Origin of the sequence: Streptomyces sp. NPDC005706 (genome assembly GCF_040631045.1) — a bacterium.
Lineage (GTDB): Bacteria > Actinomycetota > Actinomycetes > Streptomycetales > Streptomycetaceae > Streptomyces.
On the sequence record NZ_JBEXYS010000006.1, the window covers coordinates 125,274 to 149,482 of the forward strand.

Annotated in this window: 20 protein-coding genes and 1 pseudogene; 9 read left to right on the forward strand and 12 right to left on the reverse strand. The window is 71.6% G+C overall.

Features of this window, described 5'->3' with window-relative positions; genetic code table 11:
- Positions 1 to 3 precede the first annotated feature (3 nt).
- The 3 genes from ABZ478_RS13845 to ABZ478_RS13855 are packed head-to-tail and all read right to left on the reverse strand — an operon-like array spanning position 4 to position 4,066.
- Entirely contained in the window at positions 4 to 1,602 is a 1,599-nt protein-coding gene (locus ABZ478_RS13845; protein WP_359548564.1) for a carboxyl transferase domain-containing protein, read from the reverse strand.
- Positions 1,599 to 3,275, reverse strand: coding sequence for an acyclic terpene utilization AtuA family protein (locus ABZ478_RS13850; protein ID WP_359548566.1), 1,677 nt, complete (start codon positions 3,273 to 3,275; stop codon positions 1,599 to 1,601). The genes ABZ478_RS13845 and ABZ478_RS13850 overlap by 4 nt, the downstream gene beginning before the upstream one ends.
- Complete coding sequence (locus tag ABZ478_RS13855) at positions 3,272 to 4,066, reverse strand: TIGR03084 family metal-binding protein (RefSeq protein WP_359548568.1); 795 nt, start codon at positions 4,064 to 4,066, stop codon at positions 3,272 to 3,274. The genes ABZ478_RS13850 and ABZ478_RS13855 overlap by 4 nt, the downstream gene beginning before the upstream one ends.
- Positions 4,067 to 4,185: 119 nt before the next feature.
- On the opposite strand from ABZ478_RS13855, the gene ABZ478_RS13860 reads away from it, so the two are divergent.
- On the forward strand, positions 4,186 to 4,926 hold the full coding sequence (locus tag ABZ478_RS13860; protein WP_359548571.1) for a class I SAM-dependent methyltransferase: 741 nt from the start codon (positions 4,186 to 4,188) through the stop codon (positions 4,924 to 4,926).
- Between the two features lie 27 nt (positions 4,927 to 4,953).
- On the opposite strand, the gene ABZ478_RS13865 is transcribed toward ABZ478_RS13860, so the two are convergent.
- The 3 genes and pseudogenes from ABZ478_RS13865 to ABZ478_RS13875 all read right to left on the reverse strand — a co-directional run bounded on the left by ABZ478_RS13865 (position 4,954) and on the right by ABZ478_RS13875 (position 9,708).
- Entirely contained in the window at positions 4,954 to 5,901 is a 948-nt protein-coding gene (locus tag ABZ478_RS13865; protein ID WP_359548573.1) for an EamA family transporter, read from the reverse strand.
- A gap of 210 nt (positions 5,902 to 6,111) precedes the next feature.
- Positions 6,112 to 6,877 (reverse strand): annotated as a pseudogene (locus tag ABZ478_RS13870) (metallophosphoesterase family protein).
- Positions 6,874 to 9,708 carry an FAD-binding and (Fe-S)-binding domain-containing protein gene (locus tag ABZ478_RS13875; protein ID WP_359548575.1) on the reverse strand — a complete coding sequence of 945 codons (2,835 nt, stop codon included), beginning with the start codon at positions 9,706 to 9,708 and terminating at the stop codon, positions 6,874 to 6,876. The pseudogene ABZ478_RS13870 and the gene ABZ478_RS13875 overlap by 4 nt, the downstream one beginning before the upstream one ends.
- Before the next feature lie 156 nt (positions 9,709 to 9,864).
- Between ABZ478_RS13875 and serC the strand changes: the two genes are divergently transcribed.
- Positions 9,865 to 10,983: a phosphoserine transaminase gene (gene serC, locus ABZ478_RS13880; protein WP_359548577.1), complete on the forward strand. Its 1,119-nt coding sequence runs from the start codon at positions 9,865 to 9,867 to the stop codon at positions 10,981 to 10,983.
- A 136-nt stretch (positions 10,984 to 11,119) separates the two neighbouring features.
- On the opposite strand, the gene ABZ478_RS13885 is transcribed toward serC, so the two are convergent.
- A complete protein-coding gene (locus ABZ478_RS13885) occupies positions 11,120 to 12,637 on the reverse strand; it encodes a cellulase family glycosylhydrolase (protein WP_359548580.1) in 1,518 nt (505 codons plus the stop codon).
- A gap of 137 nt (positions 12,638 to 12,774) precedes the next feature.
- Positions 12,775 to 13,740 carry a WD40 repeat domain-containing protein gene (locus ABZ478_RS13890; protein ID WP_359548582.1) on the reverse strand — a complete coding sequence of 322 codons (966 nt, stop codon included), beginning with the start codon at positions 13,738 to 13,740 and terminating at the stop codon, positions 12,775 to 12,777.
- A gap of 88 nt (positions 13,741 to 13,828) precedes the next feature.
- Here ABZ478_RS13890 and ABZ478_RS13895 point away from each other — a divergent pair, with 88 nt between their 5' ends.
- The 3 genes from ABZ478_RS13895 to ABZ478_RS13905 all read left to right on the forward strand — a co-directional run bounded on the left by ABZ478_RS13895 (position 13,829) and on the right by ABZ478_RS13905 (position 16,236).
- The gene (locus ABZ478_RS13895; protein WP_359548585.1) at positions 13,829 to 14,512 is read left to right on the forward strand and encodes a GDSL-type esterase/lipase family protein; all 684 of its coding nucleotides are present in this window, start codon (positions 13,829 to 13,831) and stop codon (positions 14,510 to 14,512) included.
- An 88-nt stretch (positions 14,513 to 14,600) separates the two neighbouring features.
- The gene (locus tag ABZ478_RS13900) at positions 14,601 to 15,191 is read left to right on the forward strand and encodes a Uma2 family endonuclease (RefSeq protein ID WP_359548587.1); all 591 of its coding nucleotides are present in this window, start codon (positions 14,601 to 14,603) and stop codon (positions 15,189 to 15,191) included.
- A 52-nt stretch (positions 15,192 to 15,243) separates the two neighbouring features.
- Positions 15,244 to 16,236 carry an aldo/keto reductase gene (locus ABZ478_RS13905; protein WP_359548589.1) on the forward strand — a complete coding sequence of 331 codons (993 nt, stop codon included), beginning with the start codon at positions 15,244 to 15,246 and terminating at the stop codon, positions 16,234 to 16,236.
- Positions 16,237 to 16,377: 141 nt separating this feature from the next.
- Here the strand turns inward: ABZ478_RS13905 and thpR are convergent, their stop codons facing one another.
- Positions 16,378 to 16,950 carry an RNA 2',3'-cyclic phosphodiesterase gene (gene thpR, locus ABZ478_RS13910; protein ID WP_359548590.1) on the reverse strand — a complete coding sequence of 191 codons (573 nt, stop codon included), beginning with the start codon at positions 16,948 to 16,950 and terminating at the stop codon, positions 16,378 to 16,380.
- A gap of 104 nt (positions 16,951 to 17,054) precedes the next feature.
- On the opposite strand from thpR, the gene ABZ478_RS13915 reads away from it, so the two are divergent.
- Complete coding sequence (locus ABZ478_RS13915) at positions 17,055 to 17,642, forward strand: Uma2 family endonuclease (RefSeq protein WP_359548591.1); 588 nt, start codon at positions 17,055 to 17,057, stop codon at positions 17,640 to 17,642.
- A 19-nt stretch (positions 17,643 to 17,661) separates the two neighbouring features.
- Here the strand turns inward: ABZ478_RS13915 and ABZ478_RS13920 are convergent, their stop codons facing one another.
- Positions 17,662 to 18,999: an MFS transporter gene (locus ABZ478_RS13920; protein ID WP_359548593.1), complete on the reverse strand. Its 1,338-nt coding sequence runs from the start codon at positions 18,997 to 18,999 to the stop codon at positions 17,662 to 17,664.
- 52 nt (positions 19,000 to 19,051) lie between these two features.
- Entirely contained in the window at positions 19,052 to 19,489 is a 438-nt protein-coding gene (locus ABZ478_RS13925; protein WP_359548596.1) for a MarR family transcriptional regulator, read from the reverse strand.
- 154 nt (positions 19,490 to 19,643) lie between these two features.
- Between ABZ478_RS13925 and ABZ478_RS13930 the strand changes: the two genes are divergently transcribed.
- Entirely contained in the window at positions 19,644 to 19,826 is a 183-nt protein-coding gene (locus tag ABZ478_RS13930) for a ribbon-helix-helix protein, CopG family (RefSeq protein WP_199210976.1), read from the forward strand.
- A gap of 10 nt (positions 19,827 to 19,836) precedes the next feature.
- Here the strand turns inward: ABZ478_RS13930 and ABZ478_RS13935 are convergent, their stop codons facing one another.
- Positions 19,837 to 21,288 (reverse strand): NCS2 family permease, encoded by a 1,452-nt coding sequence (locus ABZ478_RS13935; protein WP_359548598.1) that lies wholly within the window; start codon positions 21,286 to 21,288, stop codon positions 19,837 to 19,839.
- Positions 21,289 to 21,437: 149 nt separating this feature from the next.
- Here ABZ478_RS13935 and ABZ478_RS13940 point away from each other — a divergent pair, with 149 nt between their 5' ends.
- Both ABZ478_RS13940 and ABZ478_RS13945 read left to right on the forward strand, forming a co-directional pair.
- Complete coding sequence (locus ABZ478_RS13940) at positions 21,438 to 21,707, forward strand: DUF2530 domain-containing protein (RefSeq protein ID WP_359548601.1); 270 nt, start codon at positions 21,438 to 21,440, stop codon at positions 21,705 to 21,707.
- Between the two features lie 102 nt (positions 21,708 to 21,809).
- A complete protein-coding gene (locus tag ABZ478_RS13945) occupies positions 21,810 to 24,206 on the forward strand; it encodes an HAD-IC family P-type ATPase (protein WP_359548603.1) in 2,397 nt (798 codons plus the stop codon).
- Positions 24,207 to 24,209 lie beyond the last annotated feature (3 nt).

A 24,209-nucleotide genomic window follows, 5' to 3' on the forward strand; every position in this document is an offset into this window, starting at 1 on the left:
GCCTCACATCCGGAAGACGCCGAAGCCGCCGCGCGCGCCCTCGTAGGGGGCGGTGTGGATGGCGGACAGGCACAGGCCGAGAACGGTGCGGGTGTCGCGCGGGTCGATGACGCCGTCGTCGTACAGCCGCCCGGACAGGAACATCGGCAGCGACTCGGACTCGATCTGCTGCTCCACCATGGCGCGCAGCGCGGCGTCCGCGTCGTCGTCGTACGGCCGCCCCTTCGCCGCCGCCGACTGCCGGGCGACGATGGAGAGCACGCCCGCGAGCTGCTGGGGGCCCATGACGGCCGACTTGGCGCTGGGCCAGGCGAACAGGAAGCGCGGGTCGTAGGCGCGGCCGCACATGCCGTAGTGCCCGGCGCCGTACGACGCGCCCATGAGGACGGACAGGTGGGGCACGCGGCTGTTGCTGACCGCGTTGATCATCATGGCGCCGTGCTTGATGATGCCGCCCTGCTCGTACTCCCGGCCGACCATGTAGCCCGTGGTGTTGTGCAGGAACAGCAGCGGGATGTCGCGCTGGTTGGCGAGCTGGATGAACTGGGCGGCCTTCTGCGACTCGGCGCTGAACAGCACGCCCTGGGCGTTGGCCAGGATGCCGACCGGGTAGCCGTGCAGCGCGGCCCAGCCGGTCGTCAGGCTCGTCCCGTACAGCGGCTTGAACTCGTCGAAGTCGGAGCCGTCGACGAGCCGGGCGATGACCTCGCGGGGGTCGAAGGGGGTCTTCAGGTCGCCGGGAACGATGCCCAGCAGCTCCTCGTTGTCGTATTTGGGTGGTTGTGCGAAGGGGGGATCCGGATGGGCCTTGCGGTGGTTGAGGCGGGCGACGACCCGGCGGGCCTGACGGAGCGCGTCCCGCTCGTCGACGGCGAAGTGGTCGGCGAGGCCCGACACGCGTGCGTGCATCTCGGCGCCGCCGAGGGACTCGTCGTCGCTCTCCTCGCCGGTCGCCATCTTGACCAGCGGGGGACCGCCGAGGAACACCTTGGCGCGTTCCTTGACCATGATCACGTGGTCGGACATGCCGGGGACGTAGGCGCCGCCGGCGGTGGAGTTGCCGAAGACGACGGCGACAGTCGGGATGCCGGCCGCCGAGAGCCTGGTGAGGTCCCGGAAGATGGCGCCTCCGGGGATGAAGATCTCCTTCTGGGACGGCAGGTCGGCCCCGCCGGACTCCACCAGGCTGATGCAGGGCAGCCGGTTGGCGAGCGCGATGTCGTTGGCGCGCAGCGCCTTCCTCAGGCTCCAGGGGTTGCTGGCGCCGCCGCGCACGGTCGGGTCGTTGGCCGTGATCAGGCACTCCACGCCCTCGACCACGCCGATGCCGGTGACCAGCGATGCGCCCACCGTGTAGTCGCTGCCCCAGGCGGCGAGCGGGGACAGTTCGAGGAACGGCGTGTCCGGGTCGAGGAGCAGTTCGATGCGCTCGCGGGCGAGCAGTTTGCCGCGCTCGCGGTGCCGCGCGACGTATTTCTCGCCGCCGCCCGCGAGCGCCTTGGTGTGCTCCGTCTCCAGGTCGGCGAGCTTGGTGAGCATGGCCTCGCGGTTGGCCAGGTAGTCGGGGCCGCCGGTGTCGAGGGCGGAGGGCAGGACGGTCACAGCAGGGCCTCCGGGATGTCCAGGTGGCGGGAGCGCAGCCATTCGCCGAGGGCCTTGGCCTGCGGGTCGAAGCGGGCCTGCGCGGCGACGCCGGCGCCGAGGATGCCGGTCACGACGAAGTTGAGGGCGCGCAGGCCGGGCAGCACGTGCCGGGTGACGGGCAGGTCCCGGCTCTCGGGGATCAGCTCCCGGAACCGGTCGGCGGTCAGTTCGTGGGCGAGCCACCGCCAGGCCTCGTCCGAGCGCGCCCACACGCCCACGTTGGCGTTCCCGCCCTTGTCGCCGCTGCGGGCTCCGGCGACCAGACCGAGGGGCGCCCGGCGGACCGGCCCGGGCGGCGGGGGTTCGGGCAGCGGCGGCTCCGGTACGGCGTCCAGTGCCGCCGTGTCCGCAGCCGGTGCCACGGCGATACGACGGCCGTCGTGGAGGACGGCCACATGGTCGACGGCGCCATGGGGCACGTACACATCCTCGAAGACGCCATAGGGCGCGCCCTTCCCCGGTGGGGCGAGCACATGGAAGCCGGGGTAGCTGCCCAGTGCCAGCTCCACGGCGGCCCCGCTCAGCGCCCGTCCCACGAGCCGCTGGTCGGGGTCCCGGACGACCAGGCGCAGCAGTGCGCTCGCGGTCTCCTCGGTGTCCGCGTCGGCGCGGTCGGTGCGCACGAGGTCCCACCGGACCTCCTGCGGCGGCGACTTGGCGAGCGCGTCCGTGAGCTGCCCGCGCACGAGGGCGGCCTTGGCCTCGATGTCGAGTCCGGTGAGGACGAAGACGACCTCGTTGCGGAAGCCGCCGAGCCGGTTGAGCCCGACCTTGAGCGTCGGCGGCGGAGCCTCCCCGCGCACCCCCTCGATCCGCACCCGGTCCGGCCCGTCCTGGCTCAGCCGTACGGTGTCCAGCCGGCTGGTGACGTCCGGCCCGGCGTACCGGCCGCCTGCCGTCTCGTACAGCAGCTGGGCGGTGACCGTGCCGACGTCGACGAGGCCGCCGGTGCCGGGATGCTTGGTGATGACGCTGCTGCCGTCGGCGTGGATCTCGGCGAGCGGGAAGCCGGGACGGCGTACGTCGCCCTCCCCGAAGAACGCGTAGTTGCCGCCGGTGGCCTGCGTCCCGCACTCCAGCACATGCCCGGCGACGACGGCACCGGCGAGCCGGTCGTACTCCCCCGGCCGCCAGCCGAAGTGGGCGGCGGCGGGCCCGGTGACCAGCGCCGCGTCCGTCACCCGCCCGGTGACGACGACGTCCGCGCCCGCCCGCAGGCACTCGGCGATCCCGAAGCCGCCCAGATAGGCGTGGGCGGCGAGGGTGCCGGGGTGGGCGGCGCCGAGGTCGTCGCCCTCGACATGGGCGACCCGCGCCGGTATGCCGAGCCGCTCGCTCAACTCCCGTATCCGCTCCGCGAGCCCGGCCGGGTTCAGGCCACCGGCGTTGGTGACGATCCGCACCCCGCGCTCGTGAGCGAGGCCGAGGCAGTCCTCCAACTGGCGCAGGAAGGTGCGGGCGTAGCCGGCGGAGGGGTCCTTCAGGCGGTCCCGGCCGAGGATGAGCATGGTGAGTTCGGCGAGGTAGTCACCGGTGAGGACGTCGACCTCGCCGCCGGTGAGCATCTCGCGCAGCGCGTCGAGGCGGTCGCCGTAGAAGCCGGAGAAGTTGCCGATGCGCAACGCGTTCACCGGGTGCCCTCCCGCGGCGGGCGGCCGGTGCCGGGCGGGCCCGCGAAGGCCTGGGCGATGCCGAGCCAGCGGTCGGCGGCCGGGCCCTCGGCGCGCAGGGCGAGGTCGGCGCGGTGGGCACGCTGGGTGACGAGCAGGCAGAAGTCCAGCGCGGGCCCGGTGACCCGCTGGGAGGCGTCTTCCGGCCCGTACGCCCACAGATCTCCGGAGGGCGCCCGGAGTTCGACCCGGAACTCCTCGGCGGGCGGGGTGAGTCCGTGGACGATGTGGGCGAAGTCGCGTGTCCGCACCCCGAGCCGTGCCACATGCCTGAGCCGGTCGGTGGGTGGGCGGTCCGCACCGAGGGCGTCGGCGATGTCCAGCCCATGGGCCCAGGTCTCCATGAGGCGGGCGGTGGCCATGGAGGCGGCCGACATGGGCGGCCCGTACCAGGGGAACCGGCTGCCGGCCGGTGCGGCACGCAGGGCGCGCCCCAGGTCGTCCCGCCCGGCACGCCATCCCGCCAGCAGCTCGGCGCACGGCAGCCGCGCGCCTTCCTCCGCGCCCTCGTCCACGAACGAGTCGGGGGCGGCCAGCGCCTTCTCGACCAGGGCCTGAAAGGCCCCGGCGTCGGTGACGGCCAGCAGGGCCGAGCGGTCGGTCCAGGCGAGGTGTGCGATCTGGTGAGCGACGGTCCAGCCGGGCGCGGGAGTGGGCCGGGCCCACTGCTCCGGTCCCAAGTCCGCGACCAGCAGGTCGAGTTCGTCGCTTTCGGCACGCAGATCGTCGATGACGGGCGTCGGGTCGGCCATGAGGGGGAGCATGGCAGTGGGCCCAGAAACAATCAAGCATGCTTGCATTAATTTCCGCAGCGGCTGTGCGCGCCGAAAAGGCCGCGCGGCGCCCGCCGCTCTCCCCCTACCGTCGGGGCATGGTCGATGAGGACGGTTACTTCGGGGAGTCCGTCGCGGCTTCGTACGACGAGTCGGCGGCGGAGATGTTCGAGGACGGGGTCGTCGGGCCCGCGGTCGGGGTGCTGGCGGAGCTGGCCGGTGACGGGCGGGCGCTGGAGCTGGGGGTCGGGACCGGGCGCGTCGCGCTGCCGCTGGCGCGGCGCGGGGTCGAGGTGCACGGCATCGACCTGTCACGGGCGATGGTGGACCGGCTGCGGGCCAAGCCGGGCGGTGACGCGGTCGGGGTCACGATCGGGGACTTCGCGACGACGCGGGTGGACGGCACCTTCCGGGTCGCCTACCTGGTCTTCAACACCATCATGAATCTGACCTCGCAGGACGCCCAGGTGGACTGCTTCCGCAATGTGGCCGGCCATCTCGAGCCCGGCGGCCGCTTCGTCATCGAGGTCGGGGTGCCGGATCTGCGCCGGCTGCCGCCCGGGCAGAGCGCGGTGCCGTTCCGTGTGGAGGAGGGGCGGCTGGGCTTCGATCTGTACGACGTGGCGACGCAGTCGATGAGCTCGCACCATGTGCGGGTCACGGACGGCCGGGCGACGTACTCCTCGATTCCGTTCCGCTATGTGTGGCCCGCGGAGCTGGACCTGATGGCCCGCCTCGCGGGACTGCGGCTGCGCTCGCGGTGGGACGGCTGGACGAGGGAGCCCTTCACGAGTGACAGCCGGCAGCACGTGTCGGTGTGGGAGAAGCCGGCCGGCTGAACTCCGGGCGCGCCCGGCGCGTGACGGTCAGGCCTCGGGGGCCGGGGCCGGGACCTTGCCCCGTCCGGCCTGGGACCGCACCGCGCCGATGGTCGCCGCGATCACCAGGGCGATGGCGGCGGCCTCCGTTACGGAGAGCGCCTGGCCGAGGATCAGGAAGCCCGCCGTGGCCGCGATGGCCGGTTCCAGGCTCATGAGGATGGCGAAGGTATGCGCGGGAAGCCTGCGCAGCGCCAGGAGTTCGAGGGTGTAGGGCAGCACCGAGGAGAGCAGCGCCACCGCCGACCCCAGGGCGACGGTGGTGGGGTTCAGCAGGCGGCTGCCGGCCTCGGCGATGCCGAGCGGGAGGAAGAGCAGGGCTGCCACCGCCATCGCCAGCGCCAGGCCGTCCGCCTGCGGGAAGCGGCGGCCCGTGCGGGCGCTGAAGAGTATGTAGGCCGCCCACATGGCGCCGGCGCCCAGGGCGAAAGCGACACCGGTGGGATCCAGGTCGCCGAAGCCTCCGCCGCCCAGGAGGAAGACCCCCGCCAGGGCGAGCGCCGCCCACAGCGCGTTGATCGCCCTGTGGGACGCCAGTACGGACAGCGCCAGCGGGCCGAGGACCTCCAGGGTGACCGCGGGACCCAGCGGAATGCGGGCGACCGCCTCGTAGAAGAGGCCGTTCATCCCGCCCATGGCGATACCGAAGGCGATCACGGTGCCCCAGTCGGTGCGCGAGTGGCCGCGCAGCCGCGGCCGGCAGACCACCAGCAGGACCACGGCCGCCGCGAGGAGCCGCAGGGTGACGACGCCGAGTGCGCCGGCCCTCGGCATCAGGGTCACCGCGACCGCCGCGCCGAACTGCACCGAGATCCCGCCGGCCAGCACCAGACCGACCGGCCCGAGCGAGCCGAACGAACCGGACCGACCCGGTGCGCCCTCCGGGGATGCCGGTACGTGCTGCGTCGAGGGGGCGGTGTGGCTGGAGGTGCTCACAGGCGGTCCTGGGGCTGGCTGGGATCAGATCATGTTCATCTCGGTGTACTACCGAGTCCAGGGTAATGGACTCGGTCAGGAGTGTGAAGCCGTTATGAGGCTGTCCCGGATGATGGACGCCGAGCACGGGACTCGACGGCGAGACGAGGGGCGAGTCGCCTCCCTCTCCATCGTGCTCCGACCGGCCGGAAAGCGCCCCCGGCGCCTGGCTCATCTTCCGTCCTTCGGCCCCCAGGCCGCCAGCACCTCCGTGTCCGTGGCCCGCGCGTGGAGGAAGTAGTCCGCCCAGCCGGCGATGTCCGGACAGGCGCACTCCCGGGTCAGGCGGGCGATCGCCGCCGGTATGTCGTACGGCGTCGCGCGCAGGTCCGTTCCCGGGCCCAGGAGGCACCAGTGGGCGCCCGGGCGGGCCGTACGGCATGCCCACGCTGCCCGGGTTGACCACCAGCCTGCCGTGGGCCAGGCGGACGTAGGGCATGTGGGTGTGGCCGCAGACGACCGTGCCGATGTCGGGGTGAAGCCCGCCGAGGACCTCCGCCCAGCGTTCGGGGGCGGAGTCGACCAGCACCATCTCCTCGTCGTCGCGCGGGGTGGCGTGGCAGAACAGGACCCTGCCGAGGCCCCGGACGCGCAGGGTGAGGTTGCTGGGCAGCGCGGCGAGGAACTCCACCTGGTCCTCGCGGAGCGCCCGCGCCGCGAACGGGCCGATGGGGTCGGGTATCTCCGTGCGTTCGCCGCGCCGGTACTCCACCAGTTCCCGGTCCGCGTTGCCGCCGACCCACAGCGCCCGGTCGCCCTGCGCGCGCAGCAGGTCCAGCACCTCGGCCGGCTGCGGGCCCGCAGCGATGTCCCCGGTCAGGACGATCCGGTCGGCCGCGGCCACCTCGGGCTCGGCGAGCACGGCCTCGAGGGCCGGGAGCACGCCGTGGATGTCGGAGAGGACCGCCACGCGGCCGTGTTCCGTCTCCGCCGTCATTCCGCGGCCTCCGTCCCGGCGTCCCGCGCGTCCAGCGCGTCCGCCAGCACCTCCGCCAGATGCCGTCCCCGCACCCCGGCCAGCTGCTCCAGTTGGGTACGGCACGAGTAGCCGTCCGCCAGGATCACCGTCCCCTCGGCCGCCGCCCGGACCGACGGCAGAAGCTGTTCCTCCGCGCAGGCCCGGGAGACCTCGAAGTGGCCCCTCTCGAAGCCGAAGTCGCCCGCGAGGCCGCAGCAGCCGCCGCTCAGCTCGCCGGTCAGGCCCGCGGACTCGCGCAGCGCGCGGTCGGCGCCGTCACCGAGGACCGCGTGCTGATGACAGTGGGTCTGCCCGGCGACCGGGCGGCCGACGGCGGGCGGGGTCCAGTCGGGGGCGTGCCGCCGCAGCGTCTCGGCGAAGGTGAGGACCGCCGACGACAGCCGGGCCGCGCGCGGGTCGTCCGGCAGGAGTTCCGGGAGGTCGGCGCGGAGGGCCGCGGCGCAGCTCGGTTCCAGGACGACGACGGGCGTGCCCCTGCGCAGCACCGGTTCCATCAGGTCCAGGGTGCGGCGCAGCACCGTGCGCGCCCAGTCGAGCTGGCCGGTGGAGACGTAGGTCAGTCCGCAGCAGACCCCGCCGGCCGGCCGGGACGGGGGCAGCACCACCCTGAGCCCGGCGGCCTCCAGCACCCGCACGGCCGCCTGTCCGACCGCGGGCGAGAGATGTTCGGTGAAGGTGTCGGGCCACAGCACGACCGGGTCTCCCGTGCTCCGCCGCTCGCGCCGCCGCCACCAGCGGCTGAACGTCCGCGGCGCCAGCCGGGGGATGTCCCGCTCCGGGGCGATCCCGGCGAGCCGCTTGCCGATCCGGGCCGGCAGCCGCAGCGAGGCCAGCCGGTTGAGCAGCCGCGCCGTGCCTGTCCGGGCCGCCCAGCGCAGCCACACCGGCAGCCGGCCCATGCTGTAGTGGGCGGCGGGGCGGCGCCGGCCCCGGTAGTGGTGGTGCAGGAACTCCGCCTTGTAGGTGGCCATGTCGACGCCGACCGGGCAGTCCGAACGGCAGCCCTTGCAGGACAGGCACAGGTCCAGCGCGTCCCGGACCTCCGTGGAGCGCCAGCCGTCGGTGACCAGTTCGCCCGCGAGCATCTCGTGCAGCAGCCGGGCCCGGCCCCGGGTGGAGTGCTGCTCCTCGCCCGTCGCCCGGAACGAGGGGCACATCACGGCGGGCCCGGACGCCGTGGTCGTACGGCACTTGGCGACGCCGACGCAGCGGCGGACGGCGGCCCGGAAGTCGCCGCCGTCGGCCGGGTAGCCGAAGGCGACGTCCACCGGGCGGCGGGGCAGCACGGAGAAGCGGAGGTTCGCGTCCAGCGGGTCCGGGCGGACCAGCATCCCCGGGTTGAGCAGGTCGTCGGGGTCCCAGACCCCCTTGGCCCGCTCGAAGAGCCGCACCGTCTCCTCGCCGTACATCCGCGGCAGCAGCTCCGCGCGGGCCTGGCCGTCGCCGTGCTCCCCGGACAGGGAGCCGCCATGGGCCACCACCAGGTCCGCGAGCTCCCCGGAGAAGCGCCGGAAGCGGCCCACGCCCGCCTCGGTGAGCAGGTCGAAGTCGACGCGGACGTGGATGCAGCCGTCACCGAAGTGGCCGTAGGGCGTGCCGCGCAGGCCGTGGGAGGACATCAGGACGCGGAAGTCCCGCAGGTAGGCGCCGAGCCGGGCGGGCGGCACCGCGCAGTCCTCCCAGCCGGGCCAGGCCTCCGTCCCGTCCGGCATCCTGGTGGCCGTCCCGCTCGCGTCCTCGCGGACGCGCCACAGGGCCCGCTGCGCCGCGGGGTCGGTGACCACGAGGGAGTCGACGACATCGGCCGCGCGCACGATCGCCTCCGCACGCGCGCGTGCCTCGGCCGCCGTCCCGCCGCCGGTCTCCACGAACAGCCAGGCGTCCCCCCTGGGCAGCCCGGCCGGCGAGGGCACCAGGTCGGCCGCCATGCCCTCCACCGTCAGCGGCCCGAACGGGAGCAGACCCGCCGCGGCCTCGGCGGCCGCGCTCTCGTCGCCGTACCCGAGCACCGCCAGCGCACGCGCGCGCGGGGCCCGCACCAGCCGTACGACCGCCTCCGTCAGGATGCCGAGGGTGCCTTCGGAGCCGCAGAAGGAGCGGGCGACGTCGGCGCCGTTCTCGGGCAGCAGGGCGTCGAGCGCGTACCCGGAGATACGGCGGGGCAGCTCGGGGAAGCCGGTGCGCAGCCGGGCCAGGTCGCCCGCCACCAGTTCGCGCAGTCCCTCCGGCGCCCCGGCCCAGTCCCGCCCGAGCCGCAGCCGCTGCCCGCGCGCGGTGATGACGGACAGTTCACGCACGCTGTCCGCCGTGGTGCCCCAGGCGACCGAGTGCGAGCCGCACGAGTTGTTGCCGATCATTCCGCCGAGCGTGCACCGGCTGTGCGTCGAGGGGTCGGGGCCGAACCGCAGGCCGTGCGGGGCGGCGGCCTCCTGGAGGCGGTCGAGGACGAGCCCCGGCTGCACCACGGCCGTGCGCGTGCCCGGGTCCAGCTCCAGCAGCCCGTTCATGTGCCGGGTGAAGTCCAGCACCACGCCCGTGCCCGTCGCCTGCCCCGCGATCGAGGTGCCCCCGCCGCGCGCCACCACCGGCACCCCGCGCGCCCGGCACACCTCCAGCACGGCCGCGACGTCGGCGGTGTCCCGCGGGGCCACCACCCCCGCCGGCACGCGCCGGTAGTTGGACGCGTCCATCGTCACGAGCGCCCGGGAGGTGACGTCGAAGCCGACCTCGCCCCGGACGGCCCGGCTCAGCTCCGCCGCGAGACCCGAGAGACCCGAGAGATCCGTCATGCGTCCAGGATGCATCCGCTCACGCACCGTCACCGAGACTTGTCCACAGCCGCACCCGTTTCGTCGTACAACCGCACAAGTCCATGACCCGGCGGACTCGTCTCATCGGACGGACACGGTTCCGTACCGTTTCGCGTAGCGGATACCCTCCGAAGCGTGGCCGACATCCAGATCCCCGCTGACATCAAGCCCGCCGACGGACGCTTCGGCGCTGGCCCCTCCAAGGTGCGGACCGAGGCGCTGGACGCCCTCGCCGCCACTGGCACGTCCCTCCTGGGTACCTCCCACCGCCAGGCGCCCGTGAAGAACCTGGTCGGCAAGGTCCGCGAAGGCATCTCCGAGCTGTTCTCCCTTCCCGAGGGCTACGAGGTGGTCCTCGGCAACGGCGGCTCCACCGCCTTCTGGGACATCGCCACCCACGGACTGATCGAGAACAAGTCCCAGCACCTCAACTTCGGCGAGTTCTCCTCGAAGTTCGCCAAGGCCGCCAAGCTCGCCCCCTGGCTGGCCGACCCCACCGTCGTCGCCGCCGACCCCGGCACCCACCCCGAGGCGCACGCCGAGGCGGGTGTCGACGTCTACGCGTTCACCCACAACGAGACCTCCACCGGTGTCGCCATGCCGATCAAGCGCGTGGCCGGCGCCGACGAGGGCGCGCTCGTCCTGGTGGACGCCACCTCCGGCGCGGGCGGTCTCCCCGTCGACATCGCCGAGACGGACGTCTACTACTTCGCCCCGCAGAAGTCCTTCGCCTCCGACGGCGGCCTGTGGATCGGCGTCTTCTCCCCGGCCGCGATCGAGCGCGCCGAGCGCGTCCACGCCTCCGGCCGGCACGTCCCGGAGTTCTTCAGCCTTCCGACGGCGATCGACAACTCCCGCAAGAACCAGACGTACAACACCCCGGCCCTCGCCACCCTCTTCCTGCTGAACGAGCAGCTCGAGTGGATCAACGGCCAGGGCGGCCTGGACTGGTCCACGGCCCGCACCAAGGACTCCTCGACCCGCCTGTACGGCTGGGCGGAGGAGTCCAAGTACGCCACCCCGTTCGTCACCGACCCGGCCAAGCGCTCGCAGGTCATCGGCACCATCGACTTCTCCGACGAGATCGACGCGGCGGCCGTCGCCAAGGTGCTGCGCGCCAACGGCATCGTGGACACCGAGCCGTACCGCAAGCTCGGCCGCAACCAGCTCCGTATCGCGATGTTCCCGGCGATCGACCCGGCGGACGTCGAGGCGCTGACGAAGTGCGTGGACTACGTGATCGAGAAGCTCTGACCCTCCGGGTACGAGCGGAAGGGCGTCCGGCGCTTGTCGCACCGGGCGCCCTTTTCTCATGCCGAAGCCGTCCGGACGGCCGCTTCGTGCCGCCGTCCGGGCGGCCGCTCTCAAACCGCCGTACGGGCCGGATCGTTCACGTCGCCGTGCACGTCAGCGACGGCACCGCCCCGCCGCCGGGCGCGCCACCGAAGCCGAAGCCCGTGGAACCGGCGACCGGCAGACTGCCGTTGTGAGCGGCGTTCACAGCCGTGACACCGGCCCCGCTCTGCGTGTAGGTGGCGTTCCACATGGACGTGACCTGCTGTGAACCGCTCCACGTCCACGTCACCTTCCAGGACTTGAGGGCGGCGGTCCCGGTGTTCGTCACCGTCACCTGGGCGTTGAAGCCGCTCCCCCAGTCGCTGCTGACGGCGTAGGAGGCGCCGCAGGCGGCCGAAGCGCCCCCACCGCCACCCCCGCCGTCGTCACCGCTCCCGCCCCCGGTGCCCGGGAACAACGGCGCCTTCACGCTCGCCAGGTACCCGTCCTTCACCGTGTCCACGGTCGACCAGTCGTCCTTCAGGATGCCGCCCGTGTCACCGGAGTCGGGGTTCCACGACCAGAAGGTCCACTGGAAGGCCTCCGCGCCGTACGTCGACGTCGGACGCAGGTAACTCACCAGCGCGGCCAGCCACTTCTGGTCCACCGCCGACTGCAGGGTGGTGCCGAACTCGCCCACCCACACCGGCGCGATGTTCTGCTTGAAGATGTAGCCCCAGTACTTGTCCCACACCCCGGGCATGTTGGCGGGGAAGGACGGATCGCTGAACCAGCTCTGCTGGGCCACGCTGGTGGCGTAGTCGTGGGCGGAGTACACGACGCGGTTCGCCACGTCGAGGCGGACCGGGTACTGCCCGACGCCCATCAGGTTGCCGCCCCACCAGCCGGAGACGCCGTTGTACGTCTGCACGCCCTCGACGAAGACCAGCAGACCGGGGTTGACGGAGAGCACCGCGTCGCCGCCGCGCTCGGCCGCGAGCCGCCAGTCGGTGGCCTGGTCGCCGCAGCCCCAGCAGGCGGGGTCGTGGGGCTCGTTGTGCAGGTCGATGCCGATGACCGTGTCCTGAGCCTTGTAACGGGCGGCCAGCGCCTTCAGGTCGGCGAGCCAGGTCGACTCGGGCACGGACGCGGTGTACCAGAGGGCCGACTGGCCGCCGGAGTCGGGCCGGTGGCGGTCGAGGATGACCTTCAGGCCGTCCTGGCCGGCGTAGGACACGATCCGGTCCATGACCTGGAGCGAGGTCAGGCCCTGCAGATCGGCGTTCTTGCCGCCGGAGAAGTCGATGCTCTCGGGCATGGTGCCGGACTTGAACACGTCGTCGCTGTAAGGCAGCCGGATGGTGTTGTAGCCCAGTGACCTCATCTGGTCGATCATGCTCCTGTAGTCGCGCGACCAGAGGCCGTGCACCACGTGGTTGCCGGTCTCGAACCCGAACCAGTTGATCCCCGCGATGCGCACCGGCTGTCCGGCCGCGTCCAGGATCTGCCGGCCGCTCGTGTGCCAGTAGCCGGCTCCGGGGGCGGCGGCCGCGTGCGCCTGGTGTGCGCCCGCCAGGGGCAGCAGGAGCGCGGCGGCGGCAGCGCACAGCGCTCTTCGCAAGCTGCGGAACATGTGCCTCGGTTCCTCTCGGGAGGCGCGGCCCCGGAACAGAATGGGAGCGCTCCCATACACCGCGCACCACCAGGAAACTGGGACGCCATGGCCACGTCAAGACGTTCGGCGGGCCGGCTCCGTCCGAGCGGCGGCGCTCAGCCGCGCCGGCGCAGCAGCCGCAGCCCGAGCAGGACGACCGCGCCCACACCGACGACGGCGGCCCCGACCTTGAGGCGCCCACCGCTGCCGCCGACCCCGCCGGACGCCGAACCACCGTTCCCCGAAGGGGACGTGGCGGAGTGGTCGCCCGGCGCGTCCTGCGCCTGGACCGAGCTGCCGGCGCCCTCGCTGCCGTACATCAGCCTGGTCCCGTCGGTGGAGTACGTCAGCGACTCGCCCTGACCCTGCAGGGGCACGTCGAGCCGGCCCTCGCGCTTGATCCGCCCGCCGTTCCAGTCGTAGTAGATCCCGCCGAAGTACCCGCGCACCGCGAGCTGCTCGCCGTCCGGGGAGAAGGCGGCGTCGGTGGCCCACAGGTCGACCGGGGCGACGGGCCGGAAGACGTTCGCCCCCGAGGTGGAGAGCGTCGCGGGCCCCTCGAACAGGTGGCCGCCGTCCTCCTTCTTGTCGATGATGTACACGCGCCCGGTCTTCGGGTGGACCAGCAGCGACTCGGCGTCGCGCGGCCCGTCGGAGTACTTCACCACGTACTGCCTGGCCGTGACCGTCTGGTCCTTGAGCACCTTCGGCTCGGGCAGCCGGTAGATCCACACGTACGGCCATCTGCCGTCGAAGTTGTCCCCGATGTCACCGACGTAGATCTCGTTGTGCGGGCCGATGGAGACGGACTCCACATCGCGCGGGGAGCCGATGCCGCGCAGGGTCACGGTCGCGACGGTGTTTCCGGTCGCGCTGTCCACGGCGTAGAGGTAGGGCCCGTCGTCGCTGTCGTTGTGCGTCCAGTAGATGCCGGGGTGCAGCCGGGAGGCGGCCAGGCCGCTGGACTCGGTGATCCTCGGGTCCTTGATGGTGAAACCCTGATCACCGTCGGCGGCGTGGGCGGGCAGCGCGCAGGCACCCGCGAGCAGGGCCCCGGCAAGCAGGGCGAACGGTCGACGCATGCCCCAAGCCTGCCATTCGCTTTGGAGGTCCGGTGGACGTGTCGGGCCTCACATCCCGTCGGCCTCGGTGATCGTCCATCATGAGCGGGTGCTCAGGTTCATGCCCGTGGGGGACTCGATGACCATCGGGAGCGCGGGCGAACACACGTGGCGTTACCGTCTGTGGCAGCACCTGCGCGATTCGTACGGCGGCCCGTTCACCCTGGTGGGCCCGCGCGAGGAGCTGTACGACAAGGTGGCCGAGGCGCCGGTGTCGTCCGCCTACGCGGAACCGGACTTCCCCCGAGCCCATCTGGCCGGCTGGGGCGAGGGCTGGCTGCACATGGCGCCGCTCATCGGTGAGGCGGTGCGCGGCCACCGGGCCGACGTGCTCCTGGTCTCCCTGGGCCTGATCGACCTCGGCTTCTACACCAACGCCGAGCAGACGGCGGAGAACGTCCGGGCGTTCGTCACCGGCGCCCGCGAGGCCCGGCCGGGCATCCGCATGGTGATCCTGCCGGTGATACCGAACATCCGCGCCGAGGCGGACGAGGCCTTCGCGACTCAGGTCGACCGGTTCAACGTGCTGCTCGCCAAGACGGTGGCCGACCTGGACGAGCCCCGCTCCCCGCTGCTGCTGGCCTCGCCGCCCGAGGCGTACGACATCCACGCGGACACCTACGACGGGACGCACCCCAACGCGAGCGGCGAGCACCGGATCGCGGAGGCGTTCGCCGCCGCGATGTGGGAGGCCTGGGGAATCGGACAGGCGTACGCGGCTGGAACAGGTTGACCTGATTCCGTCGTCTCCCCGTCACCGTGCGTATCGTTGAACCGCGCGGCTGCACCTGTCCGTGGGGCAGCCGGGGAGGAGCGCCACGATGACCGTCCTCGAAGACAGGATCGCGATGGCCGACGCCGACGCCAACACCCAGCGTTTGGACGACTGGTTCGAGCGCCTGGAGCGGATGCCCGTCCCCGAAGGATTCAGGGTCGAGATCGTCGGGGGCAACGTCTTCATGACGCCGCAGCGGGGCACTCATTGGCAGATCATCTTCCGTATCGCAGACGCGGTCGCGGAAAAGTACGGGATGGACAGGGTCTTCTCGGACGTACGCATCGACTTTCCCGGGCATGAGAACGGCTTCTGCCCGGACGTCGCCCTGCTCAAGGACTCGGCGAAGCCGGACGACACGGGCCACTGGCGGTACCAGGACGTCGAGTTCGTCGCCGAGGTCGTCTCAAGGGGCACCGCCGCCAACGACTACGGTCCCAAAAGGACCGCCTACGCGACCGCCGAAGTCCCGGTCTATGTCATCGCCGACCCCTACCAAGGACGCTGCTTCGTCCACATCGACCCCAAGGACGGCGACTACGCCGAGGCGACGAAAGTGGACTTCGGCACCGACGTCGACCTGACCGGCACGGTGGTCGACCTCGTCCTGAGGACGGACGCCTTCCCCCGCGACTAGCCGGTCGGCCGCCCTTGCTTCGAGCGCACTCCAAGCCGTTGGCTTGGACACCATGAAGTACACGCAGCTAGGACGCACGGGACTCAAGGTCAGCCGACTCGTCCTCGGCACCATGAACTTCGGCCCGCAGACCGACGAGGCCGACAGCCACGCGATCATGGACGCGGCACTGGACGCGGGCATCAACTTCTTCGACACGGCCAACGTCTACGGCTGGGGCGAGAACAAGGGCCGTACGGAATCGATCATCGGCAACTGGTTCGCCAAGGGCGGCGAGCGCCGGGACAAGGTCGTTCTCGCCACCAAGGTGTACGGCAACATGGGCGCCGACGGCGCGGCCTGGCCCAACCACGACAAGCTCTCCGCGGTCAACATCCGGCGCGCCGTGGACGCCAGCCTGAAGCGGCTGCGGACCGACCACATCGACCTCTACCAGTTCCACCACGTCGACCGGAACACTCCCTTCGAGGAGATCTGGCAGGCGATCGACGTGCTGGTCCAGCAGGGCAAGATCCTCTACGCCGGTTCCTCCAACTTCCCCGGCTACAAGATCGCCCAGGCCAACGAGATCGCCGCCCGGCGCGGTGGCGGCATCGGCCTGGTCAGCGAGCAGTGCCTGTACAACCTCGCCGAGCGCCGCGCCGAGATGGAGGTCATCCCGGCCGCGCAGGAGTACGGCCTCGGGGTCATCCCCTGGTCGCCGCTGCACGGCGGTCTGCTGGGCGGGGTCATCAAGAAGGAGGTGCAGGGCGGGCGCCGTGCCTCCGGGCGGGCCGCCGACACCCTCGCCGACCCCACCGCCCGCGCGCAGATCCAGTCCTACGAGGACCTGCTCGACAAGCACGGCCTGGAGCCCGGCGAGGCCGCGCTGGCCTGGCTGCTGACCCGGCCCGGCGTCACCGGCCCGATCGTCGGACCGCGCACCGCCGAGCAGCTGGAGTCGGCGATCAGGGCCGTGGAGCTGGAGCTGAGCGAGGAGCTGCTGACCGGCCTCGACGAGGTCTTCCCGGGCCCGGGCCCGTCGCCGGAGGCCTTCGCCTGGTGAGCGACGCCCGCCGCTGACCGCCGCCGCGGCCGCGCCCGGCCCTCACCTGCCGAGCGCGGCCGCCAGGGCGACGACGGCGAACATCAGCACGAGCACAAAGGCCATGATCCGGTTACGGGTCTTCGGGTCCACGTATCGAGGTTAACCGGCCGCGCCGAGTGCCCAGCGGGCGACCGGCTCGTAGCGGGGCTGCTCGCCGGGCACGCCGGACTTCGGCAGGTCGCTGCGGACGAGGACCAGCTCGTCCACCGTCCAGGTACGGCTGCCGAAGTCGTGCAGCGCCGTCACGTACGGCCGTACGTCCACCGTCGACCGGCTGCGGGCCACCGTCAGGTGTGCCTGGTAGCGGCGGTGCTCCCCCATCTCGATGCCGCTCCTGCGCGCCGCCGCCTCCGTGCGCCCGGCCAGCAGTCCCAGGGTGCGCAGATCGCCGTCCGCGCCCGTCCACAGCGCCTTCCCGCGCCCGAACTGGCCTCCGCCGCGCAACGCCAGCGGAAAGGGCGGCGTACGGCCCGCCGCGCGCTCCAGGCGGTCCCGCAGCTCCGGTACCAGCTCCTCGTCGACCTCGCCGTAGAAGGCGAGCGTGAAGTGCCAGCCGGGACGCCCGGTCCAGCGCAGCCCGTCGGCACCGGGCAGCTCGCGCAGCGCCGCCACCTCCCGGGCGAGCGCTTCGGCGACGTCGTCCGGGGGCAGCAGGGCGGCGAAGAGTCTCATGCCGCCAGTCTCCCGCGCACGCCCCGGCGTGTCCGGATGACCGTGCGTATCGTTGTACCGCGCGGCTGCACTCGCTCGTGGGGCAGCCGGGGAGGAGCGCCACGATGACCGTCCTCGAAGACAGGATCGCGATGGCCGAGAGCGACAACACGACCACGCTCGACGAGATGTTCGAGCGGCTCGAGAAGATGCCCGTCCCCGAGGGATACAAGGTCGAGATCGTCGAGGGGACCGTCTTCATGTCGCCGCAGCGGGACACCCACTGGGAGATCATCCTGGACTTCGTCGAACAATTGCGCACCAAGTACCCGCGCAAGCGCGTGAAGTCCGATGTGCGCATCGACTACCCGGGGCATCTCAACGGGTTCGCGACCGACGTGACGGTGATGGCGGAGGGCGCCGCGAGGACCGAGGACGGCCGCTGGGACTGCGGGGACGTCGCGTTCGTCGCCGAAATCATCTCCCGGGGCACCGCCGCCAACGACTACGGGCCCAAAAAGGCCGCCTATGCCGAGGCGGGGGTTCCCGTCTACGTCATCGCCGACCCCTACCGAGGTGAGTGCCACGTCCTCACCCACCCCAGGGACGGCAAGTACGCCCTGGAGGTGAAGGCCGACTTCGGGGAGGAGCTGGACCTCACGGGCACCCCCATCGGTCTCGTCCTCAAGACCGACGAGTTTCCCCGCGAGTGACTCCCGCTCCTCCCGCCCGTCAGGCCGCCGGGGCCAGCTGCTCCCTGGGGACGAAGCGGACCTGCGGGTGGCCGCGGTGCCAGCCGACCGAGAGGCGCAGGCCGCCTATGCGGGCCAGGATCAGGCCGATCGTGGCGGCGGCCACGGCCGAGATCACACCGCCCAGGGCGAAGCCGACCCGGGCGCCGTAGGTGTCCGTGATCCAGCCGACGACCGGTGCGCCCAGCGGGGTGCCGCCCATGAAGACCATCATGAACAGGGCCATCACCCGCCCGCGCATGGCCGGGTCGGTGGCCATCTGGACCGCCGTGTTCGCGGTGACGTTGACCGTCAGGCCGAAGACCCCGATCGGGACCATGAGCAGCGCGAACAGCCAGTAGGACGGGGCCAGCGCGGCCACCGTCTCCAGCGTGCCGAAGGCCAGCGCGGCGGCGATCAGCAGCCGCAGCCGGGCCGTGCCGCGGCGGGCGGCCAGCAGGGCGCCGCCGAGGGAGCCCACGGCCATCAGGGTGTTGAAGAGGCTGTAGGCGCCGGCGCCGGAGTGGAAGACGTCGTCGGCGTAGGCCGACAGCCACACCGGGAAGTTGAAGCCGAAGGTGCCGATGAAACCGACGAGGACGATCGGCCAGATCAGCTCAGGGCGCCCGGCGACGTACCGCAGACCCTCGCGGAGCTGGCCCTTGCCGCGTGGCGCGCGCTCGACGACGTGCAGCTCGCGGGAGCGCATCAGCAGCAGACCGGCGATGGGCGCGGCGAAGGACAGGCCATTGGCGAGGAACGCCCAGCCGGTGCCTACGCCGGTGATCATCAGGCCGGCGACGGCGGGGCCGACGAGCCGGGCGGACTGGAAGTTCGCGGAGTTCAGGCTGACCGCGTTCTGGAGCTGGCCGGGGCCGACCATCTCGGAGACGAAGGACTGCCGGGCCGGGTTGTCGACCACCGTGGCGAGTCCGACGGCGAAGGCGGCGACGTAGACGTGCCAGACCTGGACGTGCCCGGAGAGGGTCAGGAAGGCGAGCGCGAGGCCGGTCATGGCCATGGCCGTCTGGGTGACCAGGAGGGCGGGCCGCTTGGGCAGCCGGTCGACCAGGACGCCGCCGTACAGGCCGAACAGCAGCATCGGCAGGAACTGAAGGGCCGTGGTGATGCCGACGGCCGCGGAGGAACCGGTGAGGCTGAGGACCAGCCAGTCCTGGGCGATGCGCTGCATCCAGGTGCCCGTGTTGGAGACGACCTGGCCGGCGAAGAACAGGCGGTAGTTCCGGATCTTCAGCGAGCTGAACATCGAGGACTTGCGGGCGGCGGGGGTAGTAGTGATCGGTGCGGGGGCGGAAGCTGCTCCGGATCCCGTACTCAAACGAGTTCGCCTCCTTGCGATGGCTGCTGCGGCTGCTTCACGGACGCGCGGGCTACAGATGGGCGAGCTTCTCCAGCACCGGGGCGGCGGCGCGGAGCTTGGCCCACTCGTCCTCGTCGAGGGCGTCGACCAGGCCGGCCAGGAACGCGTTGCGCTTGCGGCGGCTCTCCTCGAGCATCGCCTCGGCCTGCTCGGTCCTGGTGACGACCTTCTGGCGACGGTCCTCGGGGTGCGGTTCGAGCCGGACCAGCCCCTTGGCCTCCAGCAGCGCGACGATGCGGGTCATGGACGGCGGCTGCACGTGCTCCTTGCGGGCGAGTTCGCCCGGGGTGGCGGTGCCGCAGCGGGAGAGGGTGCCCAGCACCGACATCTCGGTGGGGCTCAGCGACTCGTCGACCCGCTGGTGCTTGAGCCGACGGGACAGCCGCATCACGGCGGAGCGCAGGGAGTTCACGGCGGCGGCGTCGTCGCCATGGTTGAGGTCCGGCATGGTCATTAGCGTAACTCATTACCCTGGCTAAGGACCACCGGAGAGGGGACGCGGGTCCGTGACGCCCGCCACTCACTCCATTGATCACCCATAAGAGTGAGACGTTTCCGGAATGTGACCCATGGAACGGCCGGATGTGGCGACCCTCGTACTCATGGGGACCACAGTGCTGAGCCTGCGGATAGACGGGGAGCTGCTCGAACGGCTCCGGCACCACGCGGCGAGAAGAGGAATGAGCGTGCAGGACTATGTGGTCCGCACGCTCATTCGGGACGACTTCGACGAGCGGTTCCAGACCGCCGTCGAGGAGACGGAGAAGTTCTACGGCGTCACGTGACGCCCGCGCCTCAGGTGAGACCCAGGGCCGGCATCAGGTAGTAGAAGGCGAACACCGAGGCGACGACGTACATGGCGACCGGCACCTCGCGGGACCGGCCGGCGGCCAGGCGCAGCACCACGAAGGTGATGAAGCCCATGCCGATGCCGTTGGTGATCGAGTAGGTGAACGGCATCATCATCATGGTCACGAAGGCCGGGATGGCGATGGTGTAGTCCGCCCAGTCGATCTCCTTGACGGAGTTCGAGAGGATCAGGAAGCCCACCGCGACCAGGGCCGGCGTGGCCGCCTGGGACGGGACCATGGTGGCGACCGGGGTGAGGAAGAGGGCCACCGCGAAGAGGGCGCCCGTGACCACGTTCGCGAAACCGGTGCGCGCGCCCTCGCCGACACCCGCCGTGGACTCCACGAACGCGGTGGTGGCCGAGGAGGAGCTGGCGCCGCCCGCCGCGACCGCGATGCCGTCGACGAAGAGGACCTTGTTGATGCCCGGCATGTAGCCCTGGGCGTCGGTCAGCTTCGCCTCGTCGCCGATGCCCATGATCGTGCCCATCGCGTCGAAGAAGCACGACAGCAGGACCGTGAAGACGAAGAGGATGCCGGTCAGCACGCCGACCTTGGAGAAGCCGCCGAAGAGGCTGAACTGGCCGACCAGGCCGAAGTCCGGCGTGGCCACCGGGTTGCCGGGCCACTTCGGGACCGTCAGGCCCCAGGTGGAGACATGGGCGACCGAGTTGATGATCAGCGCGAGGACGGTCATCCCGACGATGGAGATCAGGATCGCGCCCGGCACCTTGCGGACGATCAGCGCGAAGGTGAGCAGCGCGCCCAGGACGAAGATCAGCACCGGCCAGCCGTTGAGGTGACCGCCGACGCCGAGCTGGAGCGGGACGGTGGTCTGCGCGGCGTCCGGCATACGGGTGACGAAGCCGGAGTCGACCAGACCGATCAGCATGATGAACAGGCCGATACCGATCGAGATCGCCTTGCGCAGGCCGAACGGCACGGCGTTCATCACGCGCTCGCGCAGTCCGGTGGCGACCAGCAGCATGACCACGAGGCCGGCCAGCACGACCATGCCCATGGCGTCCGGCCAGGACATCCGGGGCGCGAGCTGGAGCGCGACGACGGAGTTCACACCGAGACCGGCGGCGAGCGCGATCGGCACGTTGCCGATGACACCCATCAGCAGCGTGGTGAACGCGGCCGTCAGCGCGGTCGCGGTCACCAGCTGGCCGTTGTCCAGGTGGTGCCCGTACATGTCCTTCGCGCTGCCCAGGATGATCGGGTTCAGCACGATGATGTACGCCATCGCGAAGAAGGTGGCGAGACCGCCCCTGATCTCGCGGCCGAGCGTGCTGCCGCGCTCGGAGATGCGGAAGTAGCGGTCGAGAGCGCCGTAGGCGGGAGTACCGCCCGGCTGCTCGGGGGCGGGGACCTTGGCAGGTGCCGAGGTGGACATGAGGACCTCATCACCAGCGGGGTTCCCCCGAGCCCCGTTGGAGTTTCATACGAACAGAAGCGGCCAAAGACAAACGGTTTCAGTATGAACGTATGAGCGGTAAATCGCCATCTCCGCGCGTAGACCTGATCGCCTCGTAAGCTGTCCCCATGACGAAGTGGACCCCGAAGCACGAGGCGCCGGAGCCCCTGGAGGGGCCCGTGGTCGCCACCATCACCGGCGGCACGATCGTGTGGTTCGTCCTCTTCCTGGTCCAGCTCCCCTTCTACGGCTGGTTCGAGGACCACGGTCACCTGTGGTGGCTGTGGACCTGCCTGGCCGGCGGCGGGCTCGGCCTGATCGGCGTCTGGTACGTCCGCAGGCGGGACGCGGCGATCAAGCGGGACGCGGCGCTGAAGGCGGCCACCGCGGGCAGGTAGCGGCCGGTTTCTCCAACCGGCGCAGGACGTCTCTCCTCCCCAGGTCGGATCTTCCGCCCACTCGGCAGGTGAAGCCGCGGGTCCGCACGTACCGTCGAATGCATGACGCACATCGACGCGGGGGCCGAACTCGACCCGGTGCACCCGGTGGCTCTGCCAGGGGTGCGGTCGGCGGGCCTGACCCGGGCCGAGGTCGCCGAGCGCGTCGCGCGGGGCGACGTCAACGACGTCCCGGTGCGCAGCAGCCGCTCGATGGGCGAGATCGTCCGCGCGAACGTCTTCACCCGCTTCAACGCGATCATCGGTGTGCTGTGGCTGCTCATGCTGTTCGTCGCGCCGATCCAGGACAGCCTCTTCGGCTTCGTGATCCTCGCCAACACCGGTATCGGGATCGTGCAGGAGTGGCGGGCCAAGCAGACCCTGGACTCGCTCGCCGTGATCGGCGAGGCCCGGCCCACCGTCCGCCGCGACGGGGCCGCCGTCGAAGTGGCCACGAACGAGATCGTCCTCGACGACCTCGTGGAGACGGGCCCCGGCGACAAGATCGTCGTGGACGGGGTGTGCGCGGAGGCCGACGGCCTGGAGATCGACGAGTCGCTGCTCACCGGCGAGGCGGACCCGGTGCTCAAACGGCCCGGCGACCAGGTCATGTCCGGCAGCTTCGTCGTGGCCGGCGGTGGCGCGTTCCGGGCGACCAAGGTGGGCCGGGAGGCGTATGCCGCACAGCTCGCCGAGGAGGCGTCCCGGTTCACACTCGTCCACTCCGAGCTGCGCACCGGCATCTCCACGGTCCTGAAGTACGTGACCTGGATGATGGTCCCCGCCGCGATCGGCCTGGTCATCACCCAGTTGGTGGTGAAGAACGACAACCTCAAGGACGCGGTCGCCCGCACGGTCGGCGGCATCGTCCCGATGGTCCCGGAGGGGCTGGTGCTGCTCACCTCCGTGGCCTTCGCCATCGGGGTCATACGGCTCGGGCGCAAGCAGTGCCTGGTGCAGGAGCTGCCCGCCATCGAGGGCCTGGCCCGCGTGGACACCGTCTGCCTGGACAAGACCGGCACGCTGACCGAGGGCGGCATGGACGTCACCGAGCTGCGGGCGCTGAACGGGGCCGACGAACCGTATGTGCGCAAGGTGCTCGGCGCCCTCGGCGAGTCCGACCCGCACCCCAACGCCTCCCTCCAGGCGATCATCGATGCCTGTCCCGACAGCGAGGAGTGGCGCTGCGTCGAGTCGCTGCCCTTCTCCTCCGCCCGCAAGTACAGCGGCGCCGCGTTCAGCGAGGGCGACGGCGAGGCCAGCACCTGGCTGCTGGGCGCCCCCGACGTACTGCTCCCCCAGGACGACCCCGCCCTGGCCGAGACCGAGCGCCTGAACGAACAGGGCCTGCGAGTCCTGCTGCTGGCCCGCACCACCCGCGACCTCGACGACCCCGAACCGGCCCACGGCGCCCACCCCACCGCGCTGGTCGTGCTGGAGCAGCGGCTGCGCCCCGACGCCGGCTACACCCTGCGCTACTTCGCCGACCAGCGGGTCCACGCGAAGGTCATCTCCGGTGACAACGCGGTGTCCGTCGGCGCGGTCGCGGCCAAGCTGGGCCTGTCCGGTACGGCGGTGGACGCGCGCCGGCTGCCGGCCGACCCGCGGGACATGGCGAAGGCACTGGACGAGGGGACCGTCTTCGGCCGGGTCACCCCGCAGCAGAAGCGGGACATGGTCGGCGCGCTCCAGTCGGGCGGGCACACGGTCGCGATGACCGGGGACGGCGTGAACGACGTGCTGGCCCTGAAGGACGCGGACATCGGCGTCTCCATGGGCTCGGGCTCGGAGGCCACCCGGGCGGTGGCTCAGATCGTGCTGCTGAACAACAGCTTCGCCACGCTGCCGTCGGTGGTCGCCGAGGGCCGCCGGGTGATCGGCAACATCACGCGCGTGGCGACGCTGTTCCTGGTCAAGACGGTGTACTCGGTGCTGCTGGCGCTGCTGGTGGTGTGCTGGCAGGTGGAGTACCCGTTCCTGCCGCGTCACCTGACCCTGCTGTCCACCCTCACCATCGGCGTCCCGGCCTTCTTCCTGGCCCTGGCCCCCAACAAGGAGCGGGCCCACCCCCACTTCGTCCGCAGGGTGATGCGGTACGCGGTGCCCGGCGGGGTGGTGGCGGGGGCGGCGACCTTCGCGACGTACCTGCTGGCCCGGCACTACTACACGGGCCCCGGTTCCCTGGAGGCGGAGACCAGCGCGGCCACCCTCACGCTGTTCCTGATCTCCATGTGGGTCCTGGCGATCATCGCCCGCCCGTACACCTGGTGGCGGATCGCCCTGGTGGCCGCGATGGGCGCGGCCTTCCTGCTGATCCTCGTCGTACCGGCGCTGCAGGACTTCTTCGCCCTCAAGCTGGTGGGCGTCACCATGCCGTGGACGGCGGTGGCCATCGCGGCGGTGGCGGCGGCCGCCCTGGAATTCCTGTGGAAATGGGTCGGCCGCCGCTTTCCGGCGTGAGGC